The sequence below is a fragment of the Bacillus sp. B1(2022) genome, from assembly GCF_040259625.1.
Taxonomy (GTDB): domain Bacteria; phylum Bacillota; class Bacilli; order Bacillales; family Bacillaceae; genus Bacillus; species Bacillus velezensis.
Map to the genome: position 1 here is coordinate 129877 of NZ_JANIFO010000008.1, position 16483 is coordinate 146359.

Consider the following 16483-nt stretch of genomic DNA (forward strand, 5'->3'; position numbering starts at 1 on the left):
TGGGCCTCCTTTATGCTCTCAGCGTTTCTTTTGATTCCGCTATTTTCTCTAAAGCGATCCTTACAACAGAGGGGTGATACCCCTCCTGTTCTGCGATACTCTCAATAATGGAGTTAACGTCCACTAAGACTTTCTCCCCGGTGTTTGACTGAATCAACGATGCGAACTCCTCCATTGCGTACTGCCGCTCCTGCTCACGTTCTATCGCGCTACGATCCAGAATTTCTTCTCCTGGCTTCGCCGATTGTAACGGGATTAATTCCAAGTCGTATTTCCGGTTTTGAATATCGATCAGAAGAACTTCTATTTTTCTCGTAATCTCAGTTTGAGAAGCGGAAAGCCTGCAGATAGCCCCGCAGTTTACAAACGTCTTACCGTCAGCCCGCTCATAAATTCCGTAACCAGTGTGATCGTGCCCAGTGAGTACAAGATCTGCTGTTGTCTCCACGTCTTTGATTAACGTAAACCGATCAAACGGAGGCGTATGATCCAGCAGCATCCCGTGAGCTATGTGGATCTTTAAGTCTGCATTACTTTTGCAAGCCGGCGCGTATCCGTATCCTTTTTTATCAATTTCCGCACTGTATGGAGTAAACGTAAGCTGCACTTCTGGAAAATCCCCTCTGCCACCGAGAAACCTGGGAACACTCGGATCGTTTATTACTTCAAGCTGTGGCACTATTTTTTCCAAAACTCTCAGGCTTGTCCTGTTGTATGTATCTAAGTTGTATCCGTAGATGTCGTGGTTGCCTGCTGTAGTGTATAGCGGGACTGGGCAGTTTTCAGCGATTAGCTCCGCAAATTCTAGGAGTACACCCGTTGCTACTTCAGGAGTATGAAATGTGTCACCGGCTGTTATAATTGCGTCTACCTGTCGGTACCGTGCTAAGTTGAAAATCTCCAACAATTTTTCTTTTAGTGACTCCTTGTAGTTGTCTTTTCGGTTTCTTGGCGTGGTTCCGCGAAGATGCCAATCTCCTGTGTAAAGTAACCGAGTCATCCACAACACCCTTTTGTTGTAGCGGGATCCTCACCTGCTTCAGTGGGTTTATACCGATATAAATTCCCGAAGCTTGATACTGAATAGTTATAATCCTCAATTTCTTTATCCGAAAGTCCTGCGCTTTTGTGAATATCATTCCATGCGACCCGAAGTTTCTCTAAAGCCTTATTAAACTCCGCATTGTATTTTTCTCCCGCGTCAGAAATCGGATTTTCCACTTCTTTCGCTACAAGGTAACGTATATACGCATCTATTTTATTTTTCACGAAATCCACTTCGTGTTCTGCGATTGCTAAATTCAGAAACAGTCCATCATCTACACGGCAAATTTTTTCTTTATTATCCGTAGGTCTCAAAATATCAGCTAAAATTTTACGAATACTCATTGGATAACCCCCTATATCGTTTCAACTATGCTTTTTCCATTGACCTGTCTTATTCCGATACTTGTATCCCCGATTTCCGCCAAAACGGAAGAGTGGGTGACCAGGACCATTTGTCTGTTAAACTTTTGACTGAACTCTTTCAGGAAAAATGCTACGTTTTGCACATATTCTTGTGAAACATGCTTAGCAGCTTCATCAAGAAACAACGGGCCCCGAACCCCGGATAATTCACCGACCGCAAGTTTTAAGGCAAGACTAACAACGTCAGCCACTCCACCGCCCCTATCGTAATCTGGCGGTTTCAATTGTGTGGTGACACCTTCTGATGTAAGCCAATATTCTGCTACTGGCTGGTTCGCTTTAACCTCGATATTTACGTTGAACCGATAATCCTTACCAAACACAACAGATAAAGCACTGGTTACAATATCCTCAATCTGTTTTTTTGCCTGTTGCCGGGCGTACTCGCTTGTCTTCTGCAGCAAGATCTGAACTAAATCAAAGTTGTTTAATTCCTGCTGAGCCGCTTCCAATCTGTTCCGAGCTTCTTCCTTCTGCTTTCTAAGAAGATCACGCTGACCAATTAATGCGGATATCTTATCTGATGCCTGCCTTACATCGGCTTTCACTCTCATCAGTTGATACATTGGTTACACCTGCGGGATAAGATTTTCGATTTTCTCTAAATCTTTTTTTATTGATTCGTCCAATTCCTGAATTGTGCTTTCAATGTTTTCCGGAGTAACGCCAGCTACCGCCATCTTTTGCTTTACTTCTTCAAGTTGCTTCTCAGCATGCTCTTTTTGCGTTTCAGCCTGGAGCTTTGCTTTTTCTGCTTTATTTAAGTTGCTTTTGGCTGCTTCGATACGTTCCTGGGTATTCACGTGACATCGTCCCTTTCTCATTTAAATTTATGCGAACAAACTACTGGGCTTTGACAAAGCGGACAAATACCGCCAGCTTCTTCGAATGCCTGTTTTATCTCTGCCTGAGCCTTAGAAACATTTTCTTCGGCATCTTTGACCACATCTTCTGACATAGAAATAAATGACCGATACTTATCGTAAGAGCTGGCTAGAGATTTCAAATCGATTAGAGATGCACTCTTAGCTTCTAGGACGCTTAATAGAACATGGCCTCTCCATAGGTCTCGGAACATTTCCAAACGATCCTGCGACGCCCTGAGCTTATTATTTGAGGCTCTGTACTCCTCAGCTGTGTTTGAAAGTGTTTTTTGTGTATACAGACTTTCTTCTACAGAATCTAAGAGGCTACTCAGAGAAGGCAAGTCTCCTATACGTTGCAGTTTTTCAACAGAATTATTTACGAGAAGGGTATATTTCGTGTATTCTTTGTATAAGCTATTTAACAAATGACCTTTCTCTTGACTGGTTACTACACCGGTTAGGATTTCGGTTGCAACCGGAATCCCGGTAAGGTTGCTCAATACTTTGTCAGTCTCTTTAGCGGTTGCAGCCGCTTTTTGCAACTGACAATTCAAGTCCAGTAATCCTACTCGCTTATACTGGGCTTTTTCTATTTGTTCTAATTTCTCAGTGAGTACTGAGACAATTTGCAGTTTATCCAGTTTTTCCGCTGCTGCCCTGAATACTTGCAACTGGTACCCATAAGTTTCAAGAAAACCTTTTAATTCTGATAAGCGTTCAATCTTCCGCTCTGCTTCATCCAGTACATATTGCGCTAACTCTAACTGCTCCTTCGCTTCATCTACACCTGCGAACTTCAACAACTCACCATTTATCTTTTCGATATCCTGTGTCGCCCTTGATCGTTCATTTCTAGCGGCAACTGTATCCTTATTCACTGACTTAACTGCCATGTCTACCGCTGCCGTTCCCGCCAGTTTCCCGAGCACTTTAGCTCCAGCGCTGGCCGTTTCACTTATTAGAAAAGGCGCGTCAAGCTGATACGCAAAGTTTAAAGTTGTCTCAAAATCCCCGAAGGTCTCTTTTCGAATCCCCAACGCCGCTTTTACTTCATCTGGAACCTCGGATTTTTCAAATAAGCTACCTTCGTCATCCTCATTTTGCTGAAACAAATACGATGTCTTGCCTCTTCTACGGCGTTTCGTGATAACTTGTCCCGTTTCGAGCTTGATTGAAACTTCTGTTTCTCCTACAACCCTATTCAGAAAAGCTTCCCCTGCCGGCTCATTAAACGCTACCCACCTTATAGCCCTTAGAACTGCTGTCTTTCCGCTGTCTGAAGGTCCTGTAATAACGTTTAATCCGTTGGATAACCCTATGTTTGATTCAATATGTGACTGAAATCCTTTAATTAGTATTTGTTTGACTGCTGTCATAACTGCCCACCTCCATTTCAGAAAACTGTCGCGATTTCGGGCCAGCCAACCGAAGAATTATTGTGTGAGCGATAACGTAATCGTCAGCGTTCCCTGTTGTAAAAAGAAGCTTCGCCCTTTTACAAGCTTCTGTCACATCAGATGCCCTACAAAGCCTGCTTGCAAAAATTCTCTCCTGCCTCCTGTTAGAACCCCCGCTCCCGTCGTTCAAAGCTAATTCTCACCCCCTTTCAGTTACAACCACCTAATAAAAATTACACATTTTTCTAGGTTTTTTCATTTTTGTATTTACTTCATTACATAATGATGTTATTATTACGTTAACCAAAACGTATCTCATATTTCGTACTTTTATTAAAAATATGATTTATTTTCATAAAAAATATCTTTAAGTGTTTTATACTCAAATGCGTTTATGGTAAATTTCTTAATAACGCTAGCCGTGCTTAACTGACAGTTGTACTTTTTGAAGCTTGTCACAAACGAGATCCCATAATTCAACAATTGGTTTAACACCGTCTCCCCAAAATTGGAGGATTTCAAGAGCTGCCTGAGGATCGTGTTTGGACAATTCACTGAGTTTATCCGGTAAGTGAGCACTTTTCCGAATCGTTTCAGGGTTTATTAAGTAATCAGGCATATTACACCCTCCTTTCAAGACTACAGGTCTTAAAATGACTAAAAGAAAAATTATGACACGGTGTCATAATAAGACTCGTAAAATAAATATTCGACTGTCACTTTGAAGAACTTAGCGAGCTTGATCTTATGAACCTTATTGGGATCCTTTAAACCTAGCTCCCATTTACTAATCATAGTCTGGTGAACGCCTATAATATCTGCAAGTTCTTCTTGGCTCAGGTCAAAGTTCTTTCTAAGTTTGATTAGTCTTTTGTTTACCATTGACCACCAACCCTTTTTAAGACTACAGGTCTTACTTGGTGATTCTTATTTTATAAGACCTGTAGTCTTAAAGTCAACCTTTATTTAGCAATTATTTAGAAATTCTTTTTTTCGTTTCCGTATTTTGGACATTGAGGAGGTTTATACAATGACACTGGGGGAGAAAATTAAGAAATTACGTAAGGAAAGAAACATGAGTCAGGGCGACCTTGCTGACTGCTTAGAAACACATCAAACCGCAGTATCGCAGTTCGAACTAAATAAAAAGAAACCTTCCAGAGATACTTTGGTTAAGCTTTCTAAAGTCTTTGAGGTATCTGTGGATTATTTTATAGACGAAGAAAACCCACATTATAGCGAATCTGAGAAAAGCTTTGTCAATGAATACACGAAGCTATTTCCTTCAGAACTAAACTTGAAAGTAAGTGAGTTAGCTGAAGAGTACAAAACAGGCGACGATAATGAATCCATACTGACAAAGGAAGAGGCTGAAGACGCGGTCAAATATATAAAGTACCTGCTCTCCCAAAGAAAAGACCGTTAGGTATCCCTATAAGAGACACAAATAATCACATAATAACGCTCACTATGCCTGTTTTGTAGCAGGCTTTATTATTTTTATACATAAGTATCTAATCCCTATAGGAGGTTCAAAAATGCGCGCAGCTCTTTACTATCGAGTATCCACAAAAATGCAAGAACATAAGTACAGCTTAAAAGCACAAAAACAAGAATTAAGAAAATACGCGGAATCCCAGAACTGGATAATTGCAAAAGAATTTAGAGACGTGGACTCCGGAGCAAAGTTGGACAAGTCCGGACTTAATGCTCTTCTTGATTTTGTGGAGGAAGGCGGCTGTGACGTTGTTTTGTGTATCGACCAAGACAGACTTAGCCGTTTAGATACCGTTTCATGGGAATTTTTAAAATCTGCACTCCGAGAAAATAATGTACGAATCGCTGAGCCAGGCAGCATAACTGATCTAGACAATGAAGACGACGAATTTATCAGCGACATTAAAAACCTGATAGCACGGCGGGAGAAACGTGCTATTAATAGACGTATGATGCGTGGTAAACGTCAGCGCACACGTGAAGGTAAAGGATGGGGAAAGACTCCTATCGAATATAATTACGACAAAAATACTGGAACATACAGTGTTAATGAGAAATGGTCTTGGGTTATCCCTTTCATCGATGATCTGTATCTAAATAAGGGCTACAGTTTCAAACGGATCGCCAAAGAGCTGAACAAAATCACTTTAACACCTACGGGTAAAAAATGGTCTGATACTGTTATAGCCTCTAAATTAAAGAATAAAGCGTATCACGGAATCATGAGAAAGACTTTCTCTAACGGGGAAACAATTGAAATCGAGAATATTTATCCAAAACTCAGAAGCGAAGAGTCGTATGAGAAGCTTCAAGAAGTGAGAGAACTGAAATACCAAAAAAAGACCCGTGAAAACGAGGTCCCTCAGTTGTTAAGACGTACGTATATGACATGCGGTCTCTGCGGCCGTAAATTGACAATACACATGTCAGGAACAAAAGAGTACGGAATACATTTTTATATCACGCACGGCCGACCAGAACGTCAAAAAGACGATTTTAAGTGCGACTTGTCTATCAATATGATTCGTGTTGAACAAAATATTGTCTCCGCAATTAAGAATATTATCAAGAGCGAGGAACTAGCAAGAGATCATATTCAAATGGATTTTGATGAAAGTGACGCTGCACGGCTTAGAGATGAAGTGAAAGCTGCGAAAAAGTCTTTAGCTGACGCACGTGAAAAAGTAGATCGTCTCCTCCCTCTTTATTTAGACGGAAAATTCCCTAAAGAGCAATTGGACAAGCAGCACGGTTTTCTGATGAATGAGATCACCACTCACGAAAAAAGAGTTAAACAATTAAATGCACAATTATCAATCGTCGAATCGCAACAATTCAATTATGATTTAATTCTAGAGTATTTTAAGATCGCTGAGCGTTTTGACACTTGGTTAACACAAAACGAACAAATGGACATGATCGGTAAGCTGTTTCCACAGACTACTGTCTACTCAGATCATATCGTGATGGCTGGCGAACTTCCTAACGGCGCTCCCTTGGAGATAAGCGTTAAAGTAGACCCAAACCCTTATGAGCGGCGTAATGGTAATCAGAAGGACAACAGGGACCCTTGGGGGAAATATCAAAAAATACAGCAAATGATGAAAGATAATCCTGGTATACCGCAGTCAAAAATAGCGGCTGAATTAAATATCGCTCCAAGCACAATCGTAAGGTTACGAAATAAATACGGGGAATTCGAGAACCAGATAAAAGCGATTAAACACGATCCTGAGGGGAAAAGAAAGATTCTTGAGGAATATGTACAGAAGAATCCTAACGCGTCTCTACGTCAAATTTCAAGGGATACAGGGATGTCTACAACAACTGTGCGTAGAATAAAAGAAAAATTCGATATGCAATAGGGGGAATTATATTTCTTTTGGTGGGTAAGTGCATAGGTTTATTTTTTTAAATATTGTCGGAAGTGCGTTCACGGTTACATCGCCGAAATGTAAGGCCGTTTTCTTTCTGCTGTCCGTTCTGTCAATGTCCAGCACTTTCAGCTGCACCGCTAAATTGGCATCTGTATAATATTCGACATCGACCTTTCGCACGTACGCTTTTTTATGATCCCAATCAAGCTTTTCAACCTGATACTGCACCCCTTCATGAAGATAAATCGCTTCATCATGAAGAAGCGTCATCGCGCTGAAGCGGTCCATTTCTCCGATGATTTTTACATCAGCCGTCTCTGACTGGTCAACGATGACCACGTTTTCCTGTGACGCCGAACGGAGACTGATGTTGGAGGCGGGAAAAGATTCGCTCGCCCAGTGATAGCGTTCGCGGTTTTCGTAAAGCACCCCTTCTTCTTCTAAATACTCGAGAATATCTCTTGCATCATTTTCTCCGAATGTTTCATCGGCTCTGAAAGGCAGCTCATACGCGGCGCATTTCAGGTGATCGACCAGTATAATGAGATTATCGGGATTAATCCTTGCAGATTCAGGCGAGCGTTTAAAGAAATAATCAGGATGGCGCACAATATATTGGTCAATCGGATCAGAGTTCGCCACCATCACGATAAGCGCCTCTCCCTGCCGCCGCCCGGCCCGGCCCGCCTGCTGCCATGCGCTCGCGACACTGCCCGGGTACCCCGTCATCACGCAGACCTGAAGCTGGCCGATATCAACGCCGAGCTCCAGCGCGTTTGTGCTGACAACGCCGAGAATGCTGCCGTCTCTTAACCCCCGCTCTATTTCTCTTCTTTCTTTCGGAAGATATCCGCCGCGATAGCCTCTGACAGACTTCGCGCCGATTTCTTTTTTTACGATCTCCTGAATGTGGCTTAAAATAATTTCAACCCGGACACGGCTTCTGGCAAAAACAATCGTCTGGATCTTATTTTTTAAAAAAGTTTTGGCAAGTTCGTTCACTTCCACGGTGGCGCTTTTTCGAATATGCAGCGGTTTATTTACAATCGGAGGATTGTAAAAAGCAAAGTGCTTTCTTCCGGCCGGGGCGCCGTTATCGTCAATCAGGCGCACTGATTTTCCCGTCAGCTGCTCCGCCAATTCCCTCGGATTGGCGATTGTGGCGGATGTGCAGATAAATGACGGCTTGCTTCCGTAAAAAGCGCAGATTCTCATTAAACGGCGGATGACGTTCGCCACATGGCTGCCGAATACGCCCCGGTACGTATGTAATTCATCAATGACGATATATTTCAGGTTTTCAAACAGACTCACCCATTTTGTATGGTGGGGAAGAATGGCTGAATGAAGCATATCGGGATTTGTGATCACAATATGCCCGGCCTTTCTGACTTTCTGCCTGATGGCCGGAGACGTATCTCCGTCATAGGTGAAGCTTTTAATGTCCATGCCCGTCTCGTCTATGATTTCGTTCAGCTCGCTTTTTTGATCCTGCGCGAGCGCCTTTGTCGGAAATAAATAAAGCGCGCGGCTTGAGGCATCTTCCGCGATAGACTGAAGAACCGGAAGATTATAACACAGTGTTTTTCCGGAGGCCGTCGGTGTGACGGCCACAATGCTTTCTCCGTTTTGAACCGTCTGAAAAGCGGAGTATTGATGTGTAAAGAGCCGCTCGATCCCCCTCTTTTCGAGAGCCGCCCGAATTTTCCGATCTACTTGCTCCGGCATCGGCATGGTTTTCGCCTCCCGCGGTTCCTCTTCATGCCAATGCACAATATTTTCATGATTTTTTAATTCCTGAATCAGTTCGCTCAGTGATTTTTTCTTCATCGTTCACACCTCTTTATGAGGTACAGTTTACCGAATATTTGTTTGCCTGGCTAGATGAAAATCCTGCACAAGAAAAAAAGCAGGGAATCAGCCCCTGCCTACTTCATTTTTATCGTAAAAAGCTCTGTTTGTCCTTTTTTCGCTTCATTTGCGCCTGCAAATTGCAAAGGTTCTGCGGCATCGCCATTCATAATCACCATAGGGATGACGGTGCTGCTTGCTTTTTCTTTTATTAAATCCAGCCGGCACGTTAAAAGCAGATCGCCTGTTTTCACTTTGTCTCCTTCTTTTACATGCGCTTCAAAGCCTTCACCGTTCATATTGACGGTATCCAAACCGACATGTATCAAAAGTTCCGCTCCGGAAAGGGTGCGGATGCCGACAGCATGTTTTGTATGGAACAGCTGAATCACTTCTCCCTCAACCGGTGAAACAATGTCTCCGTTTGCAGGCTCGACGGCGATCCCGTCCCCCATCATTTTTTGTGAAAATACGGGATCCGGCACTGAAGCCAAATCCATCACCGCTCCGTCAGCCGGAGAAAAGATCACTTCCTCGGCCGGCTTTTTCCGGCTGTCTCCCAATCCGAATAATTTTTTCAGCAATGTGTTGTGCTCCCCTTCCTAAATGTGAATCCGTTACCAGTTTATTCTCCACTATTTAACCATACTTTCTTTTTTCCTTCAATTCTTAACCATACGGCATAACATCGCATAGTCTGTTTGTAAAAAGGCGGTGGTCATATGGATCAATCACAAAACGATAAACTTGATCCGCAAAGAAATGAGGACATCATCAGCCATGCGATGGACCAATTTTTTCACTCAGGTCCCTTCGCAGAATTGATGCAGGGTTTTCAGCACCTTGTCAATTCGGCTTTTACTGAAGCGCAAGTGACGATTGACGTCAGAGAAGAGCCGACGGGCCTCGCGGTTGATATCAGCGTTCCCGAGACATTCCGTGACGGTGATATGCTGGTGGAAACGAAGGGGTGCTACCTTCACGTTACAATCCGCTACGATCATAAACAGGCTCATTCATCCCATGTGTCTTCAAGCATGACAAGAACCGTTGTCCTCCCGTATAAGGTGAGTGAAGAAGATATGGAAACATCCTGGAATGAACAGACGCTTACCCTCTTTTTCCCTAAAAAATAAGCATGAATGATGGATATCATTCATGCTTTTTATTTGAAGATACTGGTGAAGCCTTTCACCAGCGATCCGACCTGATTTACGGCGCTTACCATCTGCCCCGTTGTATCTATCATTTTATTAAAGTCAAACTGTCCGTTCGTTTTTTTAAACTGGGAGAGTATGCCTGAGAATTGGGAAGACTGCTGCTGATTCGGTCTGGGAACGGGGTAAGGATTCACAAACCCCGGCTGCCCCCCCGGCATGGCTGCCTGAGGAGGAGAGGGAGCAAACGGCTGCTGCACATGACCGTATTCCTGATTCGGATAAAATTGCTGCGGGTACTGCCCTTGCTGATGATATGGCGGCTGCTGCAATGGCTGTATCTGCTGCGGATACGGCTGCTGTAATGGCTGTATCTGCTGCGGGTAGAAATATCCCGCCGGCTGCTGGTACATATTTTGATATGGCTCTGCTCTCCATTGCATATGACATTCCCCCTTGTCTCTCACTAAGTTTCTGCTATATATGTATGAATTCCGCCGTGGTTATGTGCTTTCGGTGATTCTGATTTTTGTCAAATGCTGTCGAAAGTCTTAATTTTTTAAAAACAGAAAAAAGTCGAATCGTTATGTTACCATAATCTCAACATACATGAGAGGGGATGCACCATTATGAACGTATCATACTTAAGAAAGCGTTTTGCTGAAGTGAAAAAATATGAAACAGATTGTGCAGATAAACTGATGGACTTTGCAAAATTCCTCTATATTCAAGGCCATCTCACCGCAACCGAATTTCGAAACAGTATGAAGGTTCTCGAAGCAAGTGGAGCAGAAAACCCGGCGTATGAATAACATACCCGACCCCTTTATATAAAAGAAGGCAGCCGTTTTCAGCTGCCTTCTTTTTCAATTTCATCCCTTAATATACGAAGCGTATATAAAACAGATTCAGTTAAATCCCTGTATCTTTTTTTATGAATATGATGAACATATGATTGGAGTATCAGCTCTCCGAAATTTTCTGTAACGGCCTGAATTTGTGCGTGATGAACGTATTTCGGACGGTTTTCCTGAATAAACGCAAGCGCTGCTTCTGTCCAAAGCGCGCAAAGCCGGTCTCTTTTTTCAACATCGGGTTTAATAATCTCAAAAAAATCATATGAACGGCCTGACTCTTTTCCATCCTGATACCTTTTTTCGGCTTCCAGAACCGCCTCTATCATTTGTTCTGTCAGCTCCAATAACGACTGTGTCTGCAAACGGACTCACCTCAGTACATATGGTACCAAAGTTTTTGCATAAAATCAGCTGATCCGGCAGGCTTTCGGCAAATCCTTTTTACGCCGGTCAGCCAAAAACAGGTCATCAATACAAACATGAAGCTCCCGCGCCTCTTCCTCAAGGCGGGAAAGTTTCTCCTGTCTGATTTCTTCAGCTTCCGCCTGACAGGATCTGACTGCTTGGGTAAGCGTCTTTTCAGCAGCAGAAATCCGGAATTCGATATCAGAAAGCAGACGGAGAATATCAGCCTTGCTCGTGTAAACAGACATTCATGTTCCTCCCTTTTATCACTTGCGTCTCTTTAGAATATAATTCTCGTTTTCATACCGCTCTCCTCTGCACATGACAAAACTAGAAGCAGTTCGGCAAACAAACAGAGATTATCCTAAAAGGCGTGCCTTTCGACAAAAAAGTGCCGCAAACTTTGTATGAACCGGCACGTTAATGCAAACGATACAGTTGAGGAGGTGCCGTATGAAAACGAGACCGAAAAATGCAGGTAAACAGCAAAAAACCGAAGCAAAAACGACTGATACGCTTGATAAAAAATTAGGCGGCCCAAACCGCCCTTCCACGTAACACATCAGCAGCCCGAAACCCCAGCGAACGGTTTCGGGCTTTTTCATTTCTTCAGCCACTCTTTAACCGCGAAGAGCGCATGGAGCTCCCGTCTTTTCTGGAAGTACCAGTCCGTCAGTTCAAGCTGTTTCGGCATTTTCTCCTGTAAGAAAGCCCCTTTTCTTAACCTTTTTTGAAACCAATCCGCCCTTTCGCCGTCTAATGGGTGGGCAACAATGGGATAGGTTGTCCTCAGCATCGGTGATGTTCTTTTTTTGATGCCGATCATTTTCTCCATATCAAAGCGTGAACCGGTATGAGGAACGGTATCAAGAAAACGGTAAAAAGAAGCGTGCAGATCAGGGCTGAACAGAAGACGGGCCAGCTGTTTTCCGAGCGTAATTCTTTCTTCGGTTTTCGAAAACCGTTTGACGGAGATTCCGTATAAATGTCCGTCAAATGAAGGGAATATCACCGTATTAAAGTGAAACCAATCACTTAAATAAAAAGGAATCGTGCCAAAAACATTCTTTTTAAACGAAGGATTTTGTATAATAGGTGCTTGGATAGTGTTTTGTTCATTTATAATAAGAGCATACATGAGCCGTTCCGTATCTCCGTCACGCCAAAAGCGGAACCATTCTTCCTGCATAAAAGCCGAGACGCGGAAATAAGGAAGATGACGGAAAAGAGGTTCGCCGATTTGTTTTGACCACTGGTAGACCAGAAGCTGAGGATAGGCATCAGAAAAAATCAGCCAATTCGCCCTTTCATACGAAAGGAAAAACCAGTTTTTCTGACTGCTGTCAAGGCCCTCCTGATAAAGGACGCCTCTTAAATCAGTCATCGACCAGCCCGCATTGCGGGACACAAACGATGCCAAAAGCGGCCACTTGATCTCAGGATGGCGGTCATAATATGCTTTATAGGCATTCGTCCGGGAAATATTATCGGCATTTTTTATTTTCGTCTCTTTTTCGATCAGGCGAAGAATGGCGGTTACGGTCTGTCGTTTATGCACGTTCATTCACTTCCGTCACTATTAGTTTGATAAGGAGGATGGAAAAAGTGATTCGGTACCCGAATGGAAAAACTTTTCAGCCGAACAAAACGGTTTCATCCCAAAACAGCCAGAAACGGTCTCATTCATACAGTAATCGCGGCATGACCCTCGAAGACGACCTGAATGAAACGAATAAGTATTATCTGGCTAACCAAATTGCTGTCATTCACAAAAAGCCGACACCCGTCCAGATTGTAAACGTCCACTATCCGAAAAGAAGCGCCGCAGTCATTAAGGAAGCTTATTTTAAACAGTCTTCCACAACTGACTACAACGGCATTTATAAAGGGCGCTACATTGATTTTGAGGCAAAAGAAACAAAAAACAAAACGGCATTTCCCCTGCAGAATTTTCATGATCATCAAATTGAGCATATGAAGCAGGTGGTCAGACAAGACGGCATTTGTTTTGTTATTATATCCGCTTTCGGAAAGGTTTATTTCCTCGAAGCCGACAAGCTGTTTGTCTTTTGGGAGAGAAAGGAGAACAATGGCAGAAAATCAATTCGCAAAGACGAATTAGAAGATGCTTCCTTTCCGATTTCCCTTGGATACTCACCGAGAATTGATTATATTAGTATTATTGAACAGCTTTATTTTTCGCAGGAACAGTAGACTGAGCGAAAGGTTGATAAACGAAAGGTTGAGATGTTATGTCAGATCAATTTACGAGCCGTGAAGAACGCCGTAAGGCAAGGCAGACGAAAAGCACTAAGCCCTCTTCACCGAAAAAAGGCAAGAAACAGCGTAAAGGCGGTTTATTCAAAAAGATTGTGCTGTCCTTGGTTATTCTGTTTGTCCTTGGCATAGTCGGCGGAGCGGCGGCATTTGCCGTTTTGGTTTCCGGCGCGCCGTCTTTGGACGAAGCCAAGCTGAAAACGCCTTACTCTTCAACGATTTACGATAAAAACGGCAAAGAAATCGCGGAAGTGGGCGGTGAAAAACGAACCTACGTCCCGATTAAGGATATACCCGATGTTGTGAAAGAAGCATTTATCGCAACTGAAGACGCCCGTTTTTATAAGCACCACGGTATAGACCCGATCCGGATCGGAGGCGCCTTGGTCGCCAACTTTACGGATGGATTCGGTTCAGAGGGAGGAAGCACAATCACCCAGCAGGTTGTGAAAAACTCGCTTTTGACCCATCAGAAAACGATTAAACGGAAAGCACAGGAAGTGTGGCTTTCACTGCAGCTGGAGCGCCATTATTCTAAAGATGAAATCTTAGAAATGTATTTAAACAGAATTTATTTCTCACCGCGTGCCTATGGCGTCGGTAAAGCGGCTGAAGAATTCTTCGGCGTAAAAGATTTGAGCAAGCTTACGGTTGAACAGGCGGCGACGCTTGCCGGAATGCCGCAAAGCCCGACCGGATATAACCCGGTTAAAAATCCGAAGGCTTCCGAAAAACGCCGAAACATTGTTCTCAGCTTAATGGAAAAACAAGGATTCATTTCAAATTCTGACTACCAAAAAGCAAAGAAAGTGTCCATGAAAGATGAAGGCGTCGTCAGCCAAAAGGAATACGATAAAAAGGACACAAATAAATACAGCGCTTTTGTCGAAGAAGTTATGAAAGAAATTGAGACAAAAGAAAAGAAAGACGTCGATATTTCAACTGACGGATTGAAAATTTACACGACTCTTGATACGAAAGCACAAGATTATCTTGATCAATTGATGAACGGAGATACAGCCGGCTTTTCGGAAGGCATGCAGGGCGGCGTCACTCTCCTTGATACGACAAACGGAGAAATCCGCGCCATCGGAGCAGGACGGAACAGAACTACCGGGGGATTCAATTATGCAACACAAGGTAAAACCCAGCCTGGTTCAACGATAAAACCAATTCTTGATTACGGGCCGGTCATTGAAAACAAAAAATGGTCGACGTATGAGCAGATTGATGATTCGGCTTATACGTACTCTGACGGCACACCGATTCATGATTGGGACAATAAATACAGAGGTCAGATATCTATGCGAGAGGCCCTCGCAGACTCACGTAATATTCCTGCTTTAAAAGCATACCAAGCAGCAGGAAAAGATAATGCCGTCGACTTCGCAAACGACTTAGGATTGGGATTAAACAAAGATCAAGTATATGAACCCTACTCTATCGGGGGATTTGGTGAGGGTAACCGCGGTGTATCTACTATGACCATGGCAGGCGCCTACAGTGCGTTCGGAAATAACGGAACGTACAACGAACCGCACGCGGTCACATCGATTGAATTTAATGACGGCACTAAGCTTGATTTAACACCGAAACCGAAAAGTGCTATGAGCGACTACACAGCGTTTATGATTACCGATATGCTCAAATCAGCTGTCGAATCAGGAACAGGTAAACTGGCTCAGGTGCCGAACGTGGAAGTCGCCGGTAAAACGGGTACGACCAACTTTACTAAAGAGGACATTCAAAAATATAACATTGCTCCGGGCGGAGTCCCAGACTCATGGTTTGTCGGATACACCCCTCAATATACAGCGGCGGTTTGGACCGGAGTTGAGTCTGGCAACAAAGCAGGCAAGAAATCACTGTCTTCTGCTGACCAGCAAGTCGCAAAACGGATTTTCCAAAAGCTGATCTCATACGTTGATGACGGTAAAGGAAGCTTCAAGCAGCCTGACAGCGTCGTCAAAGAAACAGTTGAGAAAGGCTCGAATCCTGCCGCTTTAGCCGGACCGAATACGCCGGATGATAAAAAAGTGACGGAGTACTTCGTGAAAGGAACGCAGCCAACTGCCGTTTCTAAAACGTACACGAAAGAAAAAGCCGATAAACCGACAGGATTGCAAGTGAAATACGACAAAGATAAAAAATCATTAACTTTAAGCTGGAATTATGACGGTGATGCAACATTCAATGTCAAACAATCCGTTGACGGCGGAAGCTACAGTGACATTCAAAACAGTTCAGCAAAAGAAGCCGTCGTCTCAGATGTCACACCAGGCTCCACATACAGCTTCCAGGTGACAGCGGAAAACGATGACGGAAAAAGCGATACGGCATCAGCTTCTTTCAAAGTCCCGAAAGATGAAGAAGACGATGCGGATAAAGATAAAGCGACTGACGATGAACAGAAGTCTGATGAAGATAAAGACAAAGACAAAACGCAAACCGATGATTCAAACACAGATGACAATCAGACAGATACGTCTGACGGATCGGATCAAACACCAACTGATGACTCGGATAAAAATCAGGATCAATCCGATAAGGATCAAACAGATAACAACAATCAGAATCAGCCCGGTAACGGGACCGATAACAACGGACAGCAAGATAACGGCTCTGATAATGATTCCGATTCCGGTTCAGACGGCTCAAATAAACCTGACAACGGTCAAACGGACAAAAACCAAGACTCATCTTCAAATATCAACGGGCAGTCAAATTCGTCAACCATCCAGTCAAATTCCGCTCATTAGCGGACGAAATCCTTCACCTCAACCAGGTGAAGGATTTTTTTCATACAAAAAAACCTCCTTATGAGAAAAG

Annotated in this window: 19 protein-coding genes and 1 pseudogene; 7 read left to right on the top strand and 13 right to left on the bottom strand. The window is 43.4% G+C overall.

What is annotated here, in order from left to right; genetic code table 11:
- Nucleotides 1–10: 10 nt before the first annotated feature.
- The 7 genes from NQS30_RS15020 to NQS30_RS15050 form a co-directional block, all read right to left on the bottom strand.
- Entirely contained in the window at nucleotides 11–1000 is a 990-nt protein-coding gene (locus NQS30_RS15020) for a metallophosphoesterase family protein (protein ID WP_218791267.1), read from the bottom strand.
- Nucleotides 997–1389, bottom strand: coding sequence for a hypothetical protein (locus NQS30_RS15025; protein ID WP_218791268.1), 393 nt, complete (start codon nucleotides 1387–1389; stop codon nucleotides 997–999). The genes NQS30_RS15020 and NQS30_RS15025 overlap by 4 nt, the downstream gene beginning before the upstream one ends.
- Nucleotides 1390–1400: 11 nt before the next feature.
- On the bottom strand, nucleotides 1401–2036 hold the full coding sequence (locus NQS30_RS15030; RefSeq protein WP_218791269.1) for an AAA family ATPase: 636 nt from the start codon (nucleotides 2034–2036) through the stop codon (nucleotides 1401–1403).
- Between the two features lie 3 nt (nucleotides 2037–2039).
- Nucleotides 2040–2273, bottom strand: coding sequence for a hypothetical protein (locus NQS30_RS15035; RefSeq protein ID WP_218791270.1), 234 nt, complete (start codon nucleotides 2271–2273; stop codon nucleotides 2040–2042).
- 17 nt (nucleotides 2274–2290) lie between these two features.
- Nucleotides 2291–3712: an AAA family ATPase gene (locus NQS30_RS15040; RefSeq protein ID WP_218791271.1), complete on the bottom strand. Its 1422-nt coding sequence runs from the start codon at nucleotides 3710–3712 to the stop codon at nucleotides 2291–2293.
- A gap of 436 nt (nucleotides 3713–4148) precedes the next feature.
- Nucleotides 4149–4352 (bottom strand): hypothetical protein, encoded by a 204-nt coding sequence (locus NQS30_RS15045; protein WP_212098268.1) that lies wholly within the window; start codon nucleotides 4350–4352, stop codon nucleotides 4149–4151.
- 50 nt (nucleotides 4353–4402) lie between these two features.
- Nucleotides 4403–4615: a helix-turn-helix transcriptional regulator gene (locus NQS30_RS15050; protein ID WP_218791272.1), complete on the bottom strand. Its 213-nt coding sequence runs from the start codon at nucleotides 4613–4615 to the stop codon at nucleotides 4403–4405.
- A 148-nt stretch (nucleotides 4616–4763) separates the two neighbouring features.
- Here NQS30_RS15050 and NQS30_RS15055 point away from each other — a divergent pair, with 148 nt between their 5' ends.
- Nucleotides 4764–5159: a helix-turn-helix domain-containing protein gene (locus tag NQS30_RS15055; RefSeq protein WP_218791273.1), complete on the top strand. Its 396-nt coding sequence runs from the start codon at nucleotides 4764–4766 to the stop codon at nucleotides 5157–5159.
- Between the two features lie 112 nt (nucleotides 5160–5271).
- Nucleotides 5272–7095 carry a recombinase family protein gene (locus NQS30_RS15060; RefSeq protein WP_218791274.1) on the top strand — a complete coding sequence of 608 codons (1824 nt, stop codon included), beginning with the start codon at nucleotides 5272–5274 and terminating at the stop codon, nucleotides 7093–7095.
- 24 nt (nucleotides 7096–7119) lie between these two features.
- On the opposite strand, the pseudogene NQS30_RS15065 reads toward NQS30_RS15060, so the two are convergent.
- Both NQS30_RS15065 and NQS30_RS15070 read right to left on the bottom strand, forming a co-directional pair.
- A pseudogene (locus tag NQS30_RS15065) lies at nucleotides 7120–8937 on the bottom strand (DEAD/DEAH box helicase); the annotation flags it as partial.
- 98 nt (nucleotides 8938–9035) lie between these two features.
- Nucleotides 9036–9542, bottom strand: coding sequence for a PTS sugar transporter subunit IIA (locus tag NQS30_RS15070; protein ID WP_012117833.1), 507 nt, complete (start codon nucleotides 9540–9542; stop codon nucleotides 9036–9038).
- A 138-nt stretch (nucleotides 9543–9680) separates the two neighbouring features.
- Here NQS30_RS15070 and NQS30_RS15075 point away from each other — a divergent pair, with 138 nt between their 5' ends.
- The gene (locus NQS30_RS15075; protein ID WP_017418017.1) at nucleotides 9681–10094 is read left to right on the top strand and encodes an Hsp20/alpha crystallin family protein; all 414 of its coding nucleotides are present in this window, start codon (nucleotides 9681–9683) and stop codon (nucleotides 10092–10094) included.
- A gap of 29 nt (nucleotides 10095–10123) precedes the next feature.
- Here NQS30_RS15075 and NQS30_RS15080 read toward each other — a convergent pair whose 3' ends face one another.
- A complete protein-coding gene (locus NQS30_RS15080; RefSeq protein WP_025284916.1) occupies nucleotides 10124–10558 on the bottom strand; it encodes a YppG family protein in 435 nt (144 codons plus the stop codon).
- Between the two features lie 186 nt (nucleotides 10559–10744).
- On the opposite strand from NQS30_RS15080, the gene NQS30_RS15085 reads away from it, so the two are divergent.
- Nucleotides 10745–10927 (top strand): YppF family protein, encoded by a 183-nt coding sequence (locus NQS30_RS15085; RefSeq protein ID WP_003153532.1) that lies wholly within the window; start codon nucleotides 10745–10747, stop codon nucleotides 10925–10927.
- 38 nt (nucleotides 10928–10965) lie between these two features.
- On the opposite strand, the gene NQS30_RS15090 is transcribed toward NQS30_RS15085, so the two are convergent.
- Both NQS30_RS15090 and NQS30_RS15095 read right to left on the bottom strand, forming a co-directional pair.
- Nucleotides 10966–11334 (bottom strand): YppE family protein, encoded by a 369-nt coding sequence (locus NQS30_RS15090; RefSeq protein ID WP_098081526.1) that lies wholly within the window; start codon nucleotides 11332–11334, stop codon nucleotides 10966–10968.
- Between the two features lie 45 nt (nucleotides 11335–11379).
- Nucleotides 11380–11625, bottom strand: coding sequence for a DUF5446 family protein (locus tag NQS30_RS15095; RefSeq protein WP_015240083.1), 246 nt, complete (start codon nucleotides 11623–11625; stop codon nucleotides 11380–11382).
- Nucleotides 11626–11830: 205 nt separating this feature from the next.
- Here NQS30_RS15095 and sspM point away from each other — a divergent pair, with 205 nt between their 5' ends.
- Nucleotides 11831–11935: an acid-soluble spore protein SspM gene (sspM, locus tag NQS30_RS15100; protein WP_003153525.1), complete on the top strand. Its 105-nt coding sequence runs from the start codon at nucleotides 11831–11833 to the stop codon at nucleotides 11933–11935.
- 43 nt (nucleotides 11936–11978) lie between these two features.
- Here the strand turns inward: sspM and NQS30_RS15105 are convergent, their stop codons facing one another.
- Nucleotides 11979–12941, bottom strand: a complete 963-nt coding sequence (locus tag NQS30_RS15105; protein ID WP_014305287.1) for a DUF2515 domain-containing protein — start codon at nucleotides 12939–12941, stop codon at nucleotides 11979–11981.
- Between the two features lie 41 nt (nucleotides 12942–12982).
- Between NQS30_RS15105 and recU the strand changes: the two genes are divergently transcribed.
- Together recU and NQS30_RS15115 are read left to right on the top strand one after the other, a co-directional pair.
- Entirely contained in the window at nucleotides 12983–13591 is a 609-nt protein-coding gene (gene recU / locus NQS30_RS15110) for a Holliday junction resolvase RecU (protein WP_012117837.1), read from the top strand.
- Nucleotides 13592–13629: 38 nt separating this feature from the next.
- The gene (locus tag NQS30_RS15115) at nucleotides 13630–16413 is read left to right on the top strand and encodes a PBP1A family penicillin-binding protein (RefSeq protein WP_218791275.1); all 2784 of its coding nucleotides are present in this window, start codon (nucleotides 13630–13632) and stop codon (nucleotides 16411–16413) included.
- Nucleotides 16414–16483 lie beyond the last annotated feature (70 nt).

Bases quoted from the DNA above. Each gene is read 5' to 3' on its own strand.
- NQS30_RS15020 (WP_218791267.1), bottom strand. From the start codon at position 1,000: ATGACTCGGTTACTTTACACAGGAGATTGGCATCTTCGCGGAACCACG.
- NQS30_RS15025 (WP_218791268.1), bottom strand. From the start codon at position 1,389: ATGAGTATTCGTAAAATTTTAGCTGATATTTTGAGACCTACGGATAAT.
- NQS30_RS15030 (WP_218791269.1), bottom strand. From the start codon at position 2,036: ATGTATCAACTGATGAGAGTGAAAGCCGATGTAAGGCAGGCATCAGAT.
- NQS30_RS15040 (WP_218791271.1), bottom strand. From the start codon at position 3,712: ATGACAGCAGTCAAACAAATACTAATTAAAGGATTTCAGTCACATATT.
- NQS30_RS15045 (WP_212098268.1), bottom strand. From the start codon at position 4,352: ATGCCTGATTACTTAATAAACCCTGAAACGATTCGGAAAAGTGCTCAC.
- NQS30_RS15050 (WP_218791272.1), bottom strand. From the start codon at position 4,615: ATGGTAAACAAAAGACTAATCAAACTTAGAAAGAACTTTGACCTGAGC.
- NQS30_RS15055 (WP_218791273.1), top strand. From the start codon at position 4,764: ATGACACTGGGGGAGAAAATTAAGAAATTACGTAAGGAAAGAAACATG.
- NQS30_RS15060 (WP_218791274.1), top strand. From the start codon at position 5,272: ATGCGCGCAGCTCTTTACTATCGAGTATCCACAAAAATGCAAGAACAT.
- NQS30_RS15075 (WP_017418017.1), top strand. From the start codon at position 9,681: ATGGATCAATCACAAAACGATAAACTTGATCCGCAAAGAAATGAGGAC.
- NQS30_RS15080 (WP_025284916.1), bottom strand. From the start codon at position 10,558: ATGCAATGGAGAGCAGAGCCATATCAAAATATGTACCAGCAGCCGGCG.
- NQS30_RS15085 (WP_003153532.1), top strand. From the start codon at position 10,745: ATGAACGTATCATACTTAAGAAAGCGTTTTGCTGAAGTGAAAAAATAT.
- NQS30_RS15095 (WP_015240083.1), bottom strand. From the start codon at position 11,625: ATGTCTGTTTACACGAGCAAGGCTGATATTCTCCGTCTGCTTTCTGAT.
- sspM (WP_003153525.1), top strand. From the start codon at position 11,831: ATGAAAACGAGACCGAAAAATGCAGGTAAACAGCAAAAAACCGAAGCA.
- NQS30_RS15105 (WP_014305287.1), bottom strand. From the start codon at position 12,941: ATGAACGTGCATAAACGACAGACCGTAACCGCCATTCTTCGCCTGATC.
- NQS30_RS15115 (WP_218791275.1), top strand. From the start codon at position 13,630: ATGTCAGATCAATTTACGAGCCGTGAAGAACGCCGTAAGGCAAGGCAG.